Annotated in this window: 13 protein-coding genes and 1 pseudogene; 5 read left to right on the top strand and 9 right to left on the bottom strand. The window is 67.8% G+C overall.

Annotation, left to right across the window (positions count from 1 at the left end; all coding sequences use genetic code 11):
* Positions 1-269 precede the first annotated feature (269 nt).
* From QSJ95_RS31270 to QSJ95_RS31285, 4 genes are all read right to left on the bottom strand, one after another.
* Positions 270-1,004 (bottom strand): proteasome-type protease, encoded by a 735-nt coding sequence (locus tag QSJ95_RS31270; RefSeq protein ID WP_285647553.1) that lies wholly within the window; start codon positions 1,002-1,004, stop codon positions 270-272.
* Positions 1,005-1,083: 79 nt separating this feature from the next.
* Positions 1,084-1,881 (bottom strand): transglutaminase family protein, encoded by a 798-nt coding sequence (locus tag QSJ95_RS31275; RefSeq protein ID WP_285647555.1) that lies wholly within the window; start codon positions 1,879-1,881, stop codon positions 1,084-1,086.
* Positions 1,878-2,828 (bottom strand): alpha-E domain-containing protein, encoded by a 951-nt coding sequence (locus QSJ95_RS31280; RefSeq protein ID WP_009618784.1) that lies wholly within the window; start codon positions 2,826-2,828, stop codon positions 1,878-1,880. The genes QSJ95_RS31275 and QSJ95_RS31280 overlap by 4 nt, the downstream gene beginning before the upstream one ends.
* Position 2,829: 1 nt before the next feature.
* Positions 2,830-4,239 (bottom strand): circularly permuted type 2 ATP-grasp protein, encoded by a 1,410-nt coding sequence (locus QSJ95_RS31285; protein ID WP_285647558.1) that lies wholly within the window; start codon positions 4,237-4,239, stop codon positions 2,830-2,832.
* Positions 4,240-4,612: 373 nt separating this feature from the next.
* Here QSJ95_RS31285 and ydcS point away from each other — a divergent pair, with 373 nt between their 5' ends.
* The 5 genes from ydcS to QSJ95_RS31310 all read left to right on the top strand — a co-directional run bounded on the left by ydcS (position 4,613) and on the right by QSJ95_RS31310 (position 10,398).
* Positions 4,613-5,752: a putative ABC transporter substrate-binding protein YdcS gene (gene ydcS / locus QSJ95_RS31290; RefSeq protein WP_043272108.1), complete on the top strand. Its 1,140-nt coding sequence runs from the start codon at positions 4,613-4,615 to the stop codon at positions 5,750-5,752.
* Between the two features lie 450 nt (positions 5,753-6,202).
* The gene (locus tag QSJ95_RS31295; RefSeq protein ID WP_285647561.1) at positions 6,203-7,222 is read left to right on the top strand and encodes an ABC transporter ATP-binding protein; all 1,020 of its coding nucleotides are present in this window, start codon (positions 6,203-6,205) and stop codon (positions 7,220-7,222) included.
* Positions 7,219-8,124, top strand: a complete 906-nt coding sequence (locus QSJ95_RS31300; RefSeq protein ID WP_009618777.1) for an ABC transporter permease — start codon at positions 7,219-7,221, stop codon at positions 8,122-8,124. The genes QSJ95_RS31295 and QSJ95_RS31300 overlap by 4 nt, the downstream gene beginning before the upstream one ends.
* On the top strand, positions 8,114-8,920 hold the full coding sequence (locus QSJ95_RS31305) for an ABC transporter permease (RefSeq protein ID WP_009618775.1): 807 nt from the start codon (positions 8,114-8,116) through the stop codon (positions 8,918-8,920). Before QSJ95_RS31300 ends, QSJ95_RS31305 begins: the two co-directional genes overlap by 11 nt.
* Before the next feature lie 53 nt (positions 8,921-8,973).
* The gene (locus QSJ95_RS31310; RefSeq protein ID WP_285647565.1) at positions 8,974-10,398 is read left to right on the top strand and encodes a gamma-aminobutyraldehyde dehydrogenase; all 1,425 of its coding nucleotides are present in this window, start codon (positions 8,974-8,976) and stop codon (positions 10,396-10,398) included.
* Between the two features lie 367 nt (positions 10,399-10,765).
* Here QSJ95_RS31310 and QSJ95_RS31315 read toward each other — a convergent pair whose 3' ends face one another.
* The 5 genes and pseudogenes from QSJ95_RS31315 to QSJ95_RS31335 all read right to left on the bottom strand — a co-directional run bounded on the left by QSJ95_RS31315 (position 10,766) and on the right by QSJ95_RS31335 (position 16,156).
* Positions 10,766-11,728 carry a PDR/VanB family oxidoreductase gene (locus QSJ95_RS31315; protein WP_285647567.1) on the bottom strand — a complete coding sequence of 321 codons (963 nt, stop codon included), beginning with the start codon at positions 11,726-11,728 and terminating at the stop codon, positions 10,766-10,768.
* 62 nt (positions 11,729-11,790) lie between these two features.
* Positions 11,791-11,916 (bottom strand): annotated as a pseudogene (locus QSJ95_RS31320) (aldehyde dehydrogenase family protein); the annotation flags it as partial.
* A 41-nt stretch (positions 11,917-11,957) separates the two neighbouring features.
* The gene (locus QSJ95_RS31325) at positions 11,958-13,079 is read right to left on the bottom strand and encodes an aromatic ring-hydroxylating oxygenase subunit alpha (protein ID WP_285647569.1); all 1,122 of its coding nucleotides are present in this window, start codon (positions 13,077-13,079) and stop codon (positions 11,958-11,960) included.
* 136 nt (positions 13,080-13,215) lie between these two features.
* Complete coding sequence (locus QSJ95_RS31330; RefSeq protein ID WP_043318202.1) at positions 13,216-14,820, bottom strand: BCCT family transporter; 1,605 nt, start codon at positions 14,818-14,820, stop codon at positions 13,216-13,218.
* A 250-nt stretch (positions 14,821-15,070) separates the two neighbouring features.
* Complete coding sequence (locus tag QSJ95_RS31335; RefSeq protein ID WP_058490192.1) at positions 15,071-16,156, bottom strand: tartrate dehydrogenase; 1,086 nt, start codon at positions 16,154-16,156, stop codon at positions 15,071-15,073.
* Positions 16,157-16,235: the final 79 nt, after the last annotated feature.

Raw genomic sequence — 16,235 nt, forward strand, 5'->3', positions numbered from 1 at the left:
CCGGTTTCGCTCGGCCTTCTGAAGGGGCGTTTCGGAGTGCGCGGATGTTTCTCTGGAAGTCTCAAGAGCAAAAGCCAGAGCGAATGCGCTTTGGCTTTTCGTAGGAGCGAGCTTGCTCGCGAACCCAACCACCCGTCACTGGGTTCCCGCGTTCGCGGGAATGACGAGGGTGGAGGATGGTGCCTGACTCCAACCCCGCTCAGGACAGCCCCCTCTCCCGCTTGCGGGAGAGGGTTGGGGAGAGGGCGCTCTTGAACCCAACACCCTCGCTAGATGTTGTACTCCACCGGCGGCGCCGGCAGCTCCGCCAGCAGCTCATGCAACCCCGCCGACCATTGCTTGCGGATGCTCGCGTAGTACGCATCCTCCTCCGTCACCCGGTAGCCCGCCGGGACGATCAGGCTGTCGCGGTGGTACACCAGCAGGTCCAGCGGCATGCCCACCGATAGGTTGCTTCGAATCGTCGAGTCGAAGGACACCAGCGCGCAACGCAGGCCCTCGGCCAGGCTGGTGGTGAACTCCAGGTTGCGGTCGAGGATCGGCTTGCCGTACTTGCTCTCGCCCAGCTGCAGGAAGGGCGTGTCCTCGGTGGCCTGGATGAAGTTGCCCTGGGGGTAGATGCTGTACAGCTCCGGCGGGCTGCCGGCGATCTGCCCGCCGACCAGGAAGGAACAGGTCAGGTCGGTGTTGCCGGCCAGGGGCACGGCGTCGCGGGCCACCACTTCGCGCACGGTGGCGGCCACCAGCGCGGTGGCTTCGTAGAGCGTCGGCACGCTGTGCAGGTTCACCTGGGCGGCGTCGCCCAGGCGCTGCTTCAGCAGGTTCACCACCGACTGCGAGGTGGCCAGGTTGCCGGCGCTCTGCAGCACGATCAGGCGCTCGCCGGGCACCCCGAAGGTGAACAGCTTGCGGAAGGTGGCGATGTGGTCGATGCCGGCGTTGGTCCGCGAGTCCGAGGCGAACACCAGGCCCTCGTCCAGGCACATGGCTACGCAATAGGTCATGGGATGGCCTTCTTCAGGGGTTGCCCGGCAATACTAGACCACCCCGGTTTCCATCCCGTGGCTGCCTCCCCCGCCGGCCTCACTGCTGGCTGCGCAGCAGCGGCGCCACCACCACCCGCGCGTGCATCTGCTCGCCCAGGCCGCTGCCGCGGCGCATGCCGCGCACCGGGCAGGCGTCCAGGTAGTCCAGGCCCACCGCCAGCTTCAGGTGGCGCTCCGGGCGCGCCAGTTCGTTGGTCACGTCGAAGCTGTACCAGGCGTCGTCCAGCCAGGCCTCGGCCCAGGCGTGGCTGGCCAGGTCCCGGTCGCTGCCGCGGTACAGGTAGCCGGAGACGAAGCGCGCCGGGATGCCCAGGCTGCGGGCGCAGGCGAGGAAAGCGTGGGTGTGGTCCTGGCAGACCCCGGCGGCGCCGGCGAAGGCCTCGGCCGCAGTGCTCTCCACACCCGTGGCGCCCGGCTGGAACGGCATCTGCCCGTGCAGGGCATGCATCAGCCTGATCAGCGCGCTGCGGTCGCGGGCCTCGCCGCACTGCGCCAGGGCGAAGGCGCGCAGGGCGTCGTCCGGGGTGGTCAGGCGGGTGAAGCGCAAGAACGGCAGCGGCGACTGGGCGTCGTGCTCGGCCTCGCGGCTCTCGTCGATCTCCACCAGGCCGCGGGCGCGGATCACCACGGCCTCGTGGGGTTCGTCGATGCTCAGCACATGCAGCACGTTGCCGTAGGGGTCGCGCTGGGCGCGGGCCGGGCGCGGCAGCGTGAGCTCCCAGCTGAGCACATGCTGGCGCTCGCTTTCCTGGGGCGTCAGGCGCAGGTACTGGATGCTGGCGCGCACCGGGTCGTCGTAGCGGTAGGTGGTGTCGTGGCTGATGGCGAGTTTCATACGGCCTCCAGATAGGAACTGTGGATTGCCCGGGCCAGCTGGCGGATCAGCAGGATGAAATCGGTGAGCCAGGCGTGCAGGCCGTCACCGAGGATTTCGTCGATCGCCGTGTAGCGCAGGCGCGCGGCCAGTTCGGCGGCCAGGCGCTGCGCCGGGCGGCCGTTGTCGCCGGGCAAGGTGGATAGGATGCCGTCCAGTTCCTCCACGCAGGCTTGCAGGGAACGGGGCACCTCGGCACGCAAGAGCAGCAGTTCGGACACCTGGCGGGCATCGGGCGAGCCACGGTAGATCTCGTTGTAGGCTTCGAAGGAGGACAGCGCGCGCAGCAGCGCGCTCCACTGGTAGTAGCCGCGCGCCGAGGTGTCGCTGACCTCCTCGGCCTCCTCGCCGAGCAGTTCGTAGCGGGCGTCGAGCAGGCGCAGGGTGTTGTCGGCGCGTTCGATGAAGGTGCCCAGGCGGATGAAGCTGGAAGCCTCGCCGCGCATGATGGTGCCGTAGGTAGCGCCGCGGAACAGGTACGAGCGCTCCTTGACCCATTCGCAGAAGCGGCTGATGCCATAGCGGCCCAGGCCCTGCTGGGCGATGCTGCGCATCTCCAGCCAGGTGGCGTTGATGTTCTCCCAGATGTCCGCGGTGATCCGCCCGCGCACCGCGTGGGCGTTGCCGCGGGCGGCCTGCAGGCAGCGGTAGATGCTCGCCGGGTTGTCGGCGTCGAGGGCGAAGAAATGCAGCATGCGCTCGGGCTGCATCTTCCCGTGGCGCTCCAGGTAGTCGTCCATGGTGCCGGTGATCAAAAGCGGCATGGCCAGTTCGTCGGCGCCGCCGCCGCGGTCGTCCGCCGGCATCAGCGACAGCGAATAGCTCACGTCGAGCATGCGCGCGAGGTTCTCCGCGCGCTCCAGGTAGCGGGACATCCAGTACAGGTCGGCTGCGGTACGGCTCAGCATCTCAGTCCTCCACCACCCAGGTGTCCTTGGTACCGCCACCCTGTGACGAATTGACCACCAGCGAGCCCTCGCGCAGCGCCACGCGGGTCAGCCCGCCGGGCACCAGGCGCGTCTCGCGGCCGGACAGCACGAACGGTCGCAGGTCGATGTGCCGCGGCGCGATGCCGCTGTCGACGTAGGTCGGGCAGGTCGACAGGCACAGCGTCGGCTGGGCGATGTAGGCGTGCGGGCGGGCCTTGATGCGCTCGCGGAAGGCCTCGATCTCCTGGCTGCTGGCCGCAGGACCGACGAGCATGCCGTAGCCGCCGGAGCCCTGGGTTTCCTTGACCACCAGCTGCGGCAGGTGCGTCAGCACGTGGGACAGGTCGGCCGGCTTGCGGCACTGCCAGGTGGGCACGTTCTTCAGGATGGGTTCCTCGGACAGGTAGAAGCGCACCATGTCGCCGACGTAGGGATAGATCGACTTGTCGTCGGCCACCCCGGTGCCGATGGCGTTGGCCAGCACCACGTTGCCGGCGCGGTAGGCCGCCAGCAGGCCGGGCACGCCGAGCATCGACTCGGGGTTGAAGGCCAGCGGGTCGAGGAAGGCGTCGTCCAGGCGCCGGTAGATCACGTCCACCGGGCGCGGGCCGGCGGTGGTGCGCATGTACACGCGCTCGTCGCGGACGAACAGGTCGGCGCCTTCCACCAGTTCCACGCCCATCTCGCGGGCGAGGAAGGCGTGCTCGAAGTAGGCGCTGTTGAAGCGCCCGGGGGTCAGCACCACCACGCTGGGGTTGTCCAGCGGGCTGGAGCTGCGCAGGGTCTCCAGCAGCAGGTTCGGGTAGTGGTCGATGGGCGCGATGCGCTGCGCGGCGAACAGCTCGGGGAACAGCCGCATCATCATCTTGCGGTCTTCGAGCATGTAGCTCACGCCGCTGGGGGTGCGCAGGTTGTCCTCCAGCACGTAGTAGCTGCCGTCGGCGTCGCGCACCAGGTCGACGCCGGCGATGTGGGCATAGAGGTCGCGGTGCAGGTCCAGGCCCTGCATGGCGATCTGGTAGCCCTCGTTGGTCAGCACCTGCTCCGCCGGGACCACCCCGGCCTTGATGATGCGCTGCCCGTGGTAGAGGTCGGCGAGGAACATGTTCAGCGCGCGCACCCGCTGGATGCAGCCGCGCTCCACCACGCGCCATTCGCTCATGGGAATGCTGCGCGGGATGGTGTCGAAGGGGATCAGGCGCTCGGTGCCCTGCTCGTCGCCATAGAGGGTGAAGGTGATGCCGGCGCGGTGGAACAGCAGGTCGGCCTCGCGCCGGCGCTGCTCCAGGGTTTCCGGCGCCGCCGCCGCCAGCCAGCGGGCGAATTCGCGGTAGTGCGCCCGGCACTGGCCATTCGCGTCATACATCTCGTCGTAGAAAGTGCGGGACATGCCGAACTCCTTGTCGCCACCAGTAGCCTTGCCATCGCAAGCCCCGTGCCATCGAAACAAAGCCTTGGGTTTCAATGGCTTGCAAAACACGCCCGGCACTGGCGCGCCACTTTGGTGCAAGCGGCGCGGGCAGCGGGCCGGCGCCGCCCCTTTTGGCGCCAACCGCTTCAGTCTAGGCCAGCGGCGGCGACCGGCCCGGCGCGCTTGCGCCTATGCTTATGCGTGGATGGCGAGCCTGCGCTTGTAGCCCCCGCCGGGCGCGGCTAGGCTGCCAGAGATGTCGTTTCGCCATGACCCGCTACTGTCGCCCAGGTGCCCCGCCCGCGGTGCGCTACGACCGCAGAGGCTCCGAACCCCCAACAGGAGTCCGACCATGCCTTCCCCGAAACTCGCCCCCCTGGCCTTCGCCGGCGCCTGCGCCCTGGCCAGCGCCGCCCCGCAGGCCGCCCAGCTCGGCGCGCCCGAGGGCGCCCTCGACATCATCGCCTGGCCCGGCTACATCGAGCGCGGCGAGAGCGACAAGAACTACGACTGGGTGACGCCCTTCGAGAAGGAGACCGGCTGCAAGGTCAACGTGAAGACCGCCGCCACCTCCGACGAAATGGTCAGCCTGATGGCCAAGGGCGGCTACGACCTGGTCACCGCCTCGGGCGACGCTTCGCTGCGCCTGGTGTACGGCAAGCGCGTGCAGCCGATCGACGTCAGCCTGATCCCCAACTGGAAGAACGTCGACCCGCGCCTGCAGGACGCGCCCTGGCACACCGTGGACGGCAAGCACTATGGCACGCCCTACCAATGGGGCCCGAACGTGCTGATGTACAACACCAAGGTGTTCCCCAAGGCGCCGGACAGCTGGAGCGTGGTGTTCAAGGAACAGCAACTGCCCGACGGCAAGAGCAACAAGGGCCGCGTGCAGGCCTACGACGGGCCCATCTACATCGCCGACGCCGCGCTCTACCTGAAGGCCACCGAGCCGTCCCTGGGCATCCAGGACCCGTACCAGCTCACCGAGGCGCAGTACGCCGCGGTGCTCAAGCTGCTGCGCGCCCAGCACGCGCTGATCCACCGCTACTGGCACGACGCGACCGTGCAGATGAGCGACTTCAAGAACGAAGGCGTGGCCGCCTCCGGCTCCTGGCCCTACCAGGTCAACGCCCTGCAGGGCGAGAAACAGCCGATCGCCTCGACCATCCCCGCCGAGGGCGTCACCGGCTGGGCCGACACCACCATGCTGCACGTCGACGCCAAGCACCCGAACTGCGCCTACAAGTGGCTGAACTGGTCGCTGGAGCCCAAGGTGCAGGGCGACGTCGCCGCCTGGTTCGGCTCGGTGCCGGCGGCGCCGGCCGGCTGCAAGGGCAGCCAACTGCTCGGCGCCGAAGGCTGCGCCACCAACGGCTACGACCAGTTCGAGCGCATCGCCTTCTGGAAGACGCCGCAGGCGGAGGGTGGGAAGTACGTGCCCTATAGCCGCTGGACGCAGGATTACATCGCGATCATGGGCGGCAGGTAGCGCTCTGGCTTTTCGTAGGAGCGAGCTTGCTCGCGAACGGGGTTTGCCGGTGGCTGCGGTGCCAGGACCAAGAGCGCCCTCTCCCCAGCCCTCTCCCTGAAGGGAGAGGGGGCTAGTCCGTGCCGAGAGAAGGCCTGGCTTCAGCCGGCGATCTCTGTCCTAGCCGGCTAACTCAAGAGCATCAGCGCACTCCGAACGGTCCCCTCTCCCTTCAGGGAGAGGGTTAGGGAGAGGGAACGCCCTCCCCGCCACGATCAAGCATCCAGGAGCGTAGGGCGAATAACCGTTCGCGGTTATCCGCCGCCTGACCTCGATCGCCGGCCCACTCGGGTTCGACCTTGGGCGCAACGGCGTACAACCGCGAACGCTTGTACGCCCTACGTCTGGATCCAGCCCGCCCCTCCCCCATGCACTACCCTGTTAAAGCACACCAGCCACGCGGGTAGCGCCATGACCACAGCCGTCCAGTTCACCGAGGTGAGCCGCCACTACGGCGAGGTGAAAGCCGTCGACCGGGTGTCCATCGAGATCCGCGACGGCGAGTTCTTCTCCATGCTCGGCCCCTCCGGCTCGGGCAAGACCACCTGCCTGCGCCTGATCGCCGGGTTCGAGCAGCCCTCCTCCGGCTCCATCCGCATCCACGGCCAGGAAGCCGCCGGGCTGCCGCCCTACGAACGCGACGTGAACACGGTGTTCCAGGACTACGCGCTGTTCCCGCACATGAACGTGCTGGACAACGTCGCCTACGGCCTCAAGGTCAAGGGCGTGGCCAAGGCCGAGCGGCTCAAGCGCGCCGAAGAGGCGCTGGACATGGTCGCCCTCGCCACCTACGGCAGCCGCAAGCCGGCGCAGCTCTCCGGCGGCCAGCGCCAGCGCGTGGCCCTGGCCCGGGCCCTGGTCAACCGCCCGCGGGTGCTGTTGCTGGACGAACCCCTGGGCGCGCTGGACCTGAAGCTGCGCGAACAGATGCAGGTGGAACTGAAGAAACTGCAGCGCCAGCTGGGCATCACCTTCATCTTCGTCACCCACGATCAGGGCGAGGCGCTGTCCATGTCCGACCGCGTGGCGGTGTTCAACAAGGGCCGCATCGAACAGGTGGACACCCCGCGCAACCTCTACATGAAACCGGCCACGCCCTTCGTCGCCGAGTTCGTCGGCACCGCCAACGTGCTGCGCGGCGACCTCGCCCGGCGCCTGCTCGGCAAGGCCGGGGCCTGGTCGCTGCGCCCGGAGCACGTGCGCTTCGGCCAGCCGCGCGAGGGTGAGCTGCAGGTCGCCGGCACCCTGGTGGACGTGCAGTACCTGGGCGCCGCCAGCCGCTACGAGATCGCCCTGGACGCCGGCGGCCGGCTGGTGGCCGCGCTGCCCAACGGCGAGCGCGAGGAGCAGCGCCCCCAGCCCGGCGAGGCGGTCAGCGCCTGCTGGGCGCGCAGCGCGCTGGTGCCGCTGCGCGAGGAACCGCTGCCATGATGCGCGCCGTCTCCAGCTTCCTCTACCGGCGCAGCGGCCTCTACCTGCTGATGCTGCTGATCCCGCCGCTGCTGTGGTTCGGCGTGATCTACATCGGCGCGCTGTTCGCCCTGCTCTGGCAGAGCTTCTACACCTTCGACGACTTCACCATGGCGGTGACGCCGCAGCTGACCCTGGCCAACTACGCGGCGCTGTTCAACCCGGCCAACTACGACATCGTCCTGCGCACCCTGGGCATGGCCGTGGCGGTGTCCCTGGCCAGCGCCGTGCTGGCCTTCCCCATCGCCTACTACATGGCGCGCTTCGCCGGGCCCAAGGAAAAGGCCTTCTTCTATATCGCGGTGATGCTGCCGATGTGGGCCAGCTACATCGTCAAGGCCTACGCCTGGACGGTGATCCTGGCCAAGGGCGGCATCCTCTACTGGATCATCGAGAAGCTGCACCTGCTGGGCCTGCTCGACCTGCTGCTGGACGTGCCCGGGGTGGGCGGCAACACCCTGTCCACCTCGCACCTGGGGCGTTTCTGGGTGTTCACCTACATCTGGCTGCCGTTCATGATCCTGCCGATCCAGGCCGCCCTGGAGCGCCTGCCGCCGTCGCTGCTGCAGGCCAGCGCCGACCTGGGCGCGCGGCCGCGGCAGACCTTCGCCCAGGTCATCCTGCCGCTGGCCTTCCCCGGCGTGGTGGCCGGCTCCATCTTCACCTTCAGCCTGACTCTGGGCGACTTCATCATCCCGCAGCTGGTGGGCCCCAGCGGGCTGTTCATCGGCACCATGGTCTACGTGCAGCAGGGCTCCATCGGCAACATGCCGCTGGCCGCGGCCTTCACCCTGGTGCCCATCGTGCTGATCGCCGTCTACCTGTCCATCGCCAAGCGGCTGGGGGCCTTCGATGCACTCTGAACGAGCTTCCTGGGCCTTGCGCCTGGCCGCCTGGGGCGGGCTGGTGTTCCTGCACTTCCCGATCCTGGTGATCCTGCTCTATGCCTTCAACACCGAGGAGTCGGCTTACAGCTTCCCGCTGCAGGGCTTCACCCTGCGCTGGTTCGCCGAGGTGGCCCAGCGCGGCGACGTGCTCGACGCCATCTGGCTGTCGGTGAAGATCGCCTGCGTCGCCACCCTGGTGGCCATGGTCCTCGGCACCCTGGCCGCCGGCGCGCTGTACCGCCGCGACTTCTTCGGCAAGGAGGGCATCTCGCTGATGCTCATCCTGCCCATCGCCCTGCCCGGCATCATCACCGGCATCGCGCTGCTCTCGGCGTTCAAGACCCTCGGCATCGAGCCGGGCTTCCTGACCATCGTCATCGGCCACGCGACCTTCTGCGTGGTGATCGTCTACAACAACGTGATCGCGCGCTTCCGCCGCACCTCGTTCAGCCTCATCGAGGCCTCCATGGACCTGGGCGCCGACGGCTGGCAGACCTTCCGCTACATCGTCCTGCCGAACATCGCCACCGCCCTGCTGGCCGGCGGCATGCTGGCCTTCGCGCTGTCCTTCGACGAGATCATCGTCACCACCTTCACCGCCGGCCACGAGCGCACCCTGCCGCTGTGGCTGCTGAACCAGCTCACCCGCCCGCGCGACGTGCCCATCACCAACGTGGTGGCCATGCTGGTGATGCTGGCGACCATGCTGCCGATCCTCGGCGCCTACTACCTGACCCGCGGCACCAGCGACGTGGCCGGCGGCGGCAAGTGAACCGGCGGCCCGCCGCGGCGGGCATCCAGCCACCGAAGCAGAGGAGCCCCGCAATGCAAAGCAAACTCCTGATCAACGGCCAGTTCGTCGCCGGCGAAGGCGAGAAACTGGACATCCTCAACCCCTCCACCGGCGAGGTGCTGGGCCAGATAGCCGAGGCCAGCGAGGCCCAGGTGGACGCTGCCGTGCGCGCCGCCGACGCCGCCTTCGACGGCTGGTCGCAGACCACCCCGAAGGACCGCGCGCAGCTCCTGCTGCGCCTGGCCGACAAAATCGAGGAACACGCCGCGGAGCTGGCGCGCCTGGAATCGCAGAACTGCGGCAAACCCTACGCCGCCGCGCTGAACGACGAAATCCCGGCCATCGCCGACGTGTTCCGCTTCTTCGCCGGGGCCTGCCGCTGCCTGCCCGGCTCGGCGGCCGGCGAGTACCTGCCCGGCTTCACCTCGATGATCCGCCGCGACCCGGTGGGGGTGATCGCCTCCATCGCGCCCTGGAACTACCCGCTGATGATGGCCGCCTGGAAGCTCGGCCCGGCCCTGGCCGCCGGCAACTGCGTGGTGCTCAAGCCCTCGGAGCAGACGCCGCTGACCGCCCTGCGCCTGGCCGAGTTCATCGCCGAGCTGTTCCCCGCCGGGGTGGTCAACCTGGTGTTCGGCCGCGGCCCCACGGTGGGCAGCCCGCTGGTGAGCCACCCGCTGGTGCGCATGGTCTCGCTGACCGGCTCGGTGGGCACCGGCAAGAACATCATCCGCAGCGCCGCCGACAGCGTGAAGCGCCTGCACATGGAACTGGGCGGCAAGGCCCCGGTGATCGTCTTCGACGACGCCGACCTGGCCGACGTGGTCGAGGGCATCCGCACCTTCGGCTTCTACAACGCGGGCCAGGACTGCACCGCGGCCTGCCGCATCTACGCCGGCAAGAAGATCTACGACAACTTCGTCGCCGACCTGGCCAGCGCCGTGTCCAGCCTGAAGACCGGCCTGCAGGACGACCCGGCCACCGAACTGGGCCCGCTGATCACCGCCAGCCAGCGCGAGCGCGTCTCCGGCTTCGTCGAACGGGCCAAGGCCAGCCCGCACATCCGCATCGCCACCGGCGGCGCGGCGGTGGCCGGCAACGGCTTCTTCTACCAGCCGACGGTGGTGGCCAACGCCCAGCAGGACGACGAGATCGTGCGCAACGAGGTGTTCGGCCCGGTGGTCTCGGTCACGCCCTTCGGCGACGTCGAGCAGGCCATCCGCTGGGCCAACGACTCCGAGTACGGCCTGGCCAGCTCGGTGTGGACCCGCGACGTCGGCCGCGCCAGCCGGGTGGCGGCGCGCCTGCAGTATGGCTGCACCTGGGTGAACACCCACTTCATGCTGTGCAGCGAAATGCCCCACGGCGGCTTCAAGCAGTCCGGCTACGGCAAGGACCTGTCGATGTACGGCCTGGAGGACTACACGGTGGCGCGGCACGTGATGATCAAGCATTGAGGCTGGCCGGGCGCGAAGAGCCCCTCTCCCCAACCCTCTCCCTGAAGGGAGAGGGGGCTGTCCTGAGCGGATGGGAAGTTTGGACTCATCCTGAAACTCCTTACTATCCTCGTCATTCCCGCGAACGCGGGACGCGGCTCCATCGCGAACAGCGCTTGCGCTGGCCCGAAGGGGAATAACCCAGTGACGGATGGTTGGGTTCGCGAGCAAGCTCGCTCCTACGAAGAGCAGCCCTGGCACAATCGTGAGGCCACCCCGTAGCGGATCTCATCCGCGAATCGCGCCGATACCTCCGGCTAACCACCTGTAGGAGCGGGCCCTGCCCGCGATTCGCGCGCAGGGCGCGCTCCTACGAAGCGCATCGGTGTCAGAGATCGATCACCAACCGCGCCGTCCGGGCGCGCGATACGCACAGCATCAGGCTCTGCTGCGCGGCCTTTTCCGCGTCGCTCAGGTACTGGTCGAAGTGCTCCGCCTCGCCTTCGAGGATCGCCGTCTCGCAGGTGCCGCAGACGCCCTCGCGGCACAGGCATTCGACCTTGGCCGCCTTCACGTTCTCGATGGCCTGGAGGATGGTCATGCCCTCCTCCACCCGCAGTTCGCGGCCGGAACGGGCCAGCACCACGGTGAAGGCGGCGCCTTCGGCCGGGGCGGCGGCGAACTGTTCCCAGTGCACGCGCTCGTCCGCGATGCCGGCTGCCTTGGCGCCTTCGATCACCGCATCGATCAGCGGCTTGGGCCCGCACACGTACACATGGGCGTCCGCGGCCAGGCCGGCGAACAGCGCTGCCAGGTCGAGCTTACGCCCCAGGCTGTCGATGTAGAAGCGCACGTGCCCGGCGTGCGGGCCCTGCTCCAGCTCGGCCTGGAACGCGCCGTGCTCCGGGCTGCGGAACGCGTAGTGCAGCTCGTAGGGCGTAGCGCCGCCTTCCAGGTCGTGCAGCTGGGCCAGGAACGGGGTGATGCCGATGCCGCCGGCGATCAGCACGTGGCGCCCGGCGCCGGGGTCCAGGGCGAACAGGTTGTTCGGCGTAGAGATGGTCAGCCGGGTGCCGACCTCCACCTGGCCGTGCATGAAGGCCGAGCCGCCCCTGGACTGCTCTTCCAGGCGCACGCCGATCTGGTAGTGACTGAGGTCGCGCGGGTCGCTCATCAGCGAGTAGGCGTTGCTGAAACTACCCGCCGGGTCCTGCACGATCACATGGCTGCCGCCGCTGAACGCCGGCAGCGCCTGGCCGTCCTCGCGCACCAGGGTGAAGCGCTTGATCAGCGGCGTCGCCTGTTCCACCGCGCTGACGCGGACGCTGAACATCTCGTATTTGTTGGCCATCATTCACCTCGACTGCAAGGGCGAGCGGCAGGCCCTGCCGCTCCCCGTGACCTCTCCCCCGCTCAGACGGCGAGGCACAGGTACTTGATTTCCAGATAGTCCTCGATGCCGTACTTGGAGCCCTCGCGGCCCAGGCCGGACCGCTTCACCCCGCCGAACGGCGCCACCTCGTTGGAGATCAGCAGGGTGGCGCTAGCCAGCGCGATCACCTCGGTGGCGGCGCTGGCCATCAGTCGTCCAGGTGGGCGACGGCGATCAGGTTGTGGAAGTGGGCGATGCCGTGCTCGCTGATGCCGCTGCGCTGCTTGTCCACCATGATCCGGCCCTGGCCGCGGTAGCCGCGGGACTTCAGGCCCTTCTGCACGCTTTCCACCAGGCGCAGGTCCTCGGGGCGGAACACGTCGCGGTACCACTCCACCAGCACCTTCTGCTCCTCGGTCAATTCCTTGTCGAGGAAGTAGATGTCGTAGTGCTGCAGGGTGGTCTCGGCGTCCACCGGGAACTCGTAGATCACGGTCATGAAGTTGGCGCCCGGCGGCACGTTGAACATGGTGCACGGCCAGGCCCAGAAGCCGGCGAAGGACGGGTCCTTGACCGACTCGTCGACCTTGAACGACTGCTCCGAGGACTTGGCGATGCCGTACTGCAGCGACCAGTTGCCGTGCAGGGTGTGGCCGTACTGGCCGACGTCCACCGAGTCGGCGAAGCTGGGGTGCGCCGGGCCGCAGTGGTAGCACTCCAGGTAGTTGTCGACGATGGACTTCCAGTTGGCCGGGGTGGTGGTGACGAAGCGCGCCGCCAGCTGCAGGTCGTCGATCACCGCGCAGGCCTGGCGCATGCGCGCCTGCAGGCCCGGCAACTGGTCTTCGACGCTGCCGGCGTCGTTGTCCATGTTGATGAAGATGAAGCCGGCGTATTCCTCCACGCGCAGCGGCACCAGGCCGTAGTCGCCCTTGTCGAAGCCCTGCACGGCGTCGCAGTTGCGCACGTGGGTCAGCTCGCCATCGAGCTTGAAGGTCCAGGCGTGGTACGGGCAGGCGATGACGTTCTTGGCCTTGCCGCTGCCTTCCAGCAGTTGGTGGCCGCGGTGCGGGCAGACGTTGTAGAAAGCGCGCAGCACGCCGTCGCGGCCGCGCACCACGATGATGCTTTCGCCGATCACCTCGCGGGTGATGTAGGCGTTGTTCTCCGCCACCTCGCTGCGGTGCGCCACGCAGATCCAGCTGCGGGCGAAGATGGCTTCCTTCTCGTGCTCGTACACCGCCTTGCTGGTGTAGAAGTGCGCGGGGATGGTGAAGGCTTCTTCGTGGTTGGCGCAGAAATCGGCTGGCAGGCGCTGGAAGTCGTTCATCGGTTGGTCTCCGGTTTCAGGCACGGGCTCGCCGTGCTTTTTACTTATTGGTTAACGGATATCTACTGGTTAACAAACCGGGCAAAAAAATTTGCCGCGGGGTGCCCGCCTCCGCTCGGGAGGCGGGCCGTATCGCTTACTGCGCGGGCGCCGCGGCGGCCACCGGCTGCGGCTCGGCGTGGGGCTCCTCGCCGGCCAGGCGGGCGGCCTCTTCCTCGATCAGGTGCGCCGGCATCGAGCCGTAGTCCTGCACCATCCACTTGAGGAAGCCGTAGATCTTCACCAGCAGGATCGCCATGAACGGAATGGCGGTGAGCACCACCGCGGTCTTCATGGTCGACAGCGAGGCCTTGGCGAAGAGCATGGCCAGCGGCACCAGGGTCAGGGTCACGCACCAGAACAGCCGGTGGGTCGGCGTCGGGTCGTCGCCTTCCTGCAGGTTGCGGGTGCTGGTGGCGGCCACCGCGTAGGCCGCGGCGTCCATGTGCGAGGCGCAGAACACCGCCATGATGAACAGGTACACGGCGAGGAACGCCTTGCCCATGGGCAGGGCCGCCAGCAGCGCTTCCACCGCGCTCTCGCCGCCGTGCTCGCTGAGGATCTTCGGCACGTCGATGGCCCCAGTGATGAACTGGTGCATGCTGTAGCTTTCCAGCGCGCCGAAGAAGAACCAGCAACCGAAGCTGCCGCCCATCAGCAGGGCGAACACCACTTCCCTGATCTGCCGGCCACGCGACACGCGGGTCACGAACATGGCCACGCCGGGCGCGTAGGACACCCACCAGAGCCAGTAGAACACCGTCCAGTTGCGGGTGAAGGCGCCGTCCCCGGCCGGGTCGGTGAACAGGCTCATGTGCACGTAGTTCTGGATCATCAGGCCGACGGCGTTGGCCGTGTTGTTGATGGTGAACTGCGTCGGGCCGACCAGCAGCACCACCGCGGCGAACACCAGGGCGCCGTAGCAGACCATCTTGCTCAGGTGCTGCAGGCCGCCGTCGATGCCGATGTAGGAGCTGAGCGAGAAGAGCACGGCGATCACGCCGATGACCATCAGCTGCACCATGAAGGTGTCCGGCGTGCCGACCAGGCCGGAGAGGCCGCGGGTCAGGGTCGAGGCGGTCAGCGCCAGGGACACGGTGAGCGCGCCCATCATGGTCAGCAGGAAGATCAGGTCCACCGCGCGGCCCACCGGGCCGGTGGCCTTGAAGCCGGTGACGGCCTCGACGATGGAAGCCAGGTTCAGGCCGCTCTTCTTGCGCACGTGGAAGTGGTAGGCCATGGCCAGCGAGGCCAGGGCGTAGATCGACCAGGCGCTGATGCCCCAGTGGAAGAACGAGTAGCTGACGCTGTATTCCAGCGCCTGGGCCGACTCGGGGACCATGTTCAGGCCGGGGGTCTGGTAGTAGTAGGCCCACTCCATCACGCCCCAGTACAGGGTCGAGGAACCCATGCCGGCGCAGATGAACATGAACACCCAGGTGGCGGTGGAGTATTCCGGCTTGCCGCTCCCCAGGCGGATGTGGCCGTACTTGCTGAAGGCCAGGTACAGCACCACCAGGGAGCTGGAGAACACCAGCAACTGCACGCTGGTACCGAAGGTGCGGGTGGAGAGTTCGAACAGGGTGTTGGCCAGCTGCCCGGACTGTTCCGGGAACGCGGCCAGGCCGACCACGGTGAGCAGCACGGCGACGAGGCTTACGGTAATCAGGAACACATCAATCTTTTTGTTCTTGTGCGACATCAATCGACTCCTGGAGCTATGGAAGTCTCCCCGCCCGCGGGTAGGCAAATCCCGTCTGTGGGTGGGAAGGATTGTTTCGTTCGGCTGTGCTTGCGCTTCCTTCTGTAAACCTTAAGTTAACCAAAATCCAATGGTTAACATTGTGCCCGCAACGCTTTCTCCCTGCAAGCCTGAAGCGCAGGTCTCATGGGGCCTTCCGGATCATTGGCGGCCCGCTGCGCCTTCCCGTTGCGCAGCGGGCCGGGGGAACTCAGCCGGCGACGCGCGCGGCGATGGCCTCGCCCACTTCCTGGGTGGAGCGCTGGCCGCCCATGTCGCGGGTCACCTCGCCTTCGGCGATGACCTGCTCGATGGCCGCGAGGATGTCGTCATGGGCGGCGCGGTAGCGCGCATCGCCCTGGCCGAGGAAGTCCAGCATCAGCGCGCCGGACCAGATCATGGCGATGGGGTTGGCGATGTTCTTGCCGTAGATGTCCGGCGCCGAGCCATGCACCGGCTCGAACAGCGAGGGGAACTTGCGCTCGGGGTTGAGGTTGGCCGAGGGTGCGATGCCGATGGTGCCGGCGCAGGCCGGGCCGAGGTCGGAGAGGATGTCGCCGAACAGGTTGGAGGCCACCACCACGTCGAAGCGCTCGGGCTGCAGCACGAAGCGCGCGCAGAGTATGTCGATGTGCTGCTTGTCCCAGGTGATCTGCGGGTAGTTCGCGGCCATGGCCTCGGTGCGCTCGTCCCAGTAGGGCATGCTCACGGCCATGCCGTTGGACTTGGTGGCCGAGGTCAGGCGCTTGCGCTCGCGGCTCTGGGCCAGGTCGAAGGCGTACTTGAGGATGCGGTCGACGCCGCGGCGGGTGAATACCGATTCCTGCAGCACGAACTCGTTCTCGGTGCCTTCGAACATGCGCCCGCCCAGGGAGGAGTACTCGCCCTCGGTGTTCTCGCGGATCACCACGAAGTCGATGTCGCCGGGCTGCTTGTTCGCCAGCGGGCACGGCACGCCGGGGAACAGGCGCACCGGGCGGATGTTCACGTACTGGTCGAACTCGCGGCGGAACTTCAGCAGCGAGCCCCACAGGGAGATGTGGTCGGGCACCTTGTCCGGCCAGCCGACCGCGCCGAAGTACAGGGCGTCGAAGCCCTGCAGCTGCTGGAACCAGTCGTCGGGCATCATCTTGCCGTGCTGCAGGTAGTAGTCGCAGCTGGCCCACTCGAAGTGCTCGAACTCCAGCGCCAGGCCGTGTTTGGCGGCCGCCGCCTGGACGACGCGCAGGCCTTCGGGGAGGACTTCGTTGCCGATGCCGTCGCCGGCGATGGCGGCGATGCGATAGGTCTTGCTCATGCTGGGCACACTCTTGTGGCTGTAGGGCTTGTCGTGCCGACCATGCTATAAGCGCCATTCGAAAACATAATCCTGCTTT

The sequence above is a fragment of the Pseudomonas sp. NBRC 100443 genome (genome assembly GCF_030268185.1).
Classification (GTDB): domain Bacteria; phylum Pseudomonadota; class Gammaproteobacteria; order Pseudomonadales; family Pseudomonadaceae; genus Pseudomonas; species Pseudomonas citronellolis.

Bases quoted from the DNA above. Each gene is read 5' to 3' on its own strand.
- QSJ95_RS31270 (WP_285647553.1), bottom strand. From the start codon at position 1,004: ATGACCTATTGCGTAGCCATGTGCCTGGACGAGGGCCTGGTGTTCGCC.
- QSJ95_RS31300 (WP_009618777.1), top strand. From the start codon at position 7,219: ATGATGCGCGCCGTCTCCAGCTTCCTCTACCGGCGCAGCGGCCTCTAC.
- QSJ95_RS31280 (WP_009618784.1), bottom strand. From the start codon at position 2,828: ATGCTGAGCCGTACCGCAGCCGACCTGTACTGGATGTCCCGCTACCTG.
- QSJ95_RS31295 (WP_285647561.1), top strand. From the start codon at position 6,203: ATGACCACAGCCGTCCAGTTCACCGAGGTGAGCCGCCACTACGGCGAG.
- QSJ95_RS31305 (WP_009618775.1), top strand. From the start codon at position 8,114: ATGCACTCTGAACGAGCTTCCTGGGCCTTGCGCCTGGCCGCCTGGGGC.
- QSJ95_RS31285 (WP_285647558.1), bottom strand. From the start codon at position 4,239: ATGTCCCGCACTTTCTACGACGAGATGTATGACGCGAATGGCCAGTGC.
- QSJ95_RS31330 (WP_043318202.1), bottom strand. From the start codon at position 14,820: ATGTCGCACAAGAACAAAAAGATTGATGTGTTCCTGATTACCGTAAGC.
- QSJ95_RS31325 (WP_285647569.1), bottom strand. From the start codon at position 13,079: ATGAACGACTTCCAGCGCCTGCCAGCCGATTTCTGCGCCAACCACGAA.
- ydcS (WP_043272108.1), top strand. From the start codon at position 4,613: ATGCCTTCCCCGAAACTCGCCCCCCTGGCCTTCGCCGGCGCCTGCGCC.
- QSJ95_RS31335 (WP_058490192.1), bottom strand. From the start codon at position 16,156: ATGAGCAAGACCTATCGCATCGCCGCCATCGCCGGCGACGGCATCGGC.
- QSJ95_RS31310 (WP_285647565.1), top strand. From the start codon at position 8,974: ATGCAAAGCAAACTCCTGATCAACGGCCAGTTCGTCGCCGGCGAAGGC.
- QSJ95_RS31315 (WP_285647567.1), bottom strand. From the start codon at position 11,728: ATGGCCAACAAATACGAGATGTTCAGCGTCCGCGTCAGCGCGGTGGAA.
- QSJ95_RS31275 (WP_285647555.1), bottom strand. From the start codon at position 1,881: ATGAAACTCGCCATCAGCCACGACACCACCTACCGCTACGACGACCCG.